A 295-nucleotide genomic window follows, 5' to 3' on the forward strand; every position below is an offset into this window, starting at 1 on the left:
TCGGGGTTTGGTCACGCCACGGGCACGGGCCTTCAGACTATGGACTACGTGCTCGCGGATCCGGTCTTCATTCCGCAATCGGCGCGCCATCTGCTGGCTGAAAAGGTCTACGACCTGCCGTGCCTGATCACGATCGATCCCATTTTGGATCTACCTGCATCGGAGCCGCCCATGCTCCGCAACGGCCATGTGACCTTCGGCGTGTTCAACCGCATCTACAAGATCTCGGACGAGGCCATCCGGGTGTGGTCGAAAGTGATGCGCGAGGTGACGGGTTCGAAGATCATCATCAAGC

At 59.3% G+C, this 295-nt stretch carries 1 pseudogene; it reads left to right on the forward strand.

The features are described 5' to 3' along the window. Positions 1-295 (forward strand): annotated as a pseudogene (locus IVB47_RS13440) (acetylglucosamine transferase); the annotation flags it as partial.

The organism is Bradyrhizobium sp. 62, from assembly GCF_023073035.1.
Taxonomy (GTDB): Bacteria; Pseudomonadota; Alphaproteobacteria; order Rhizobiales; family Xanthobacteraceae; genus Bradyrhizobium.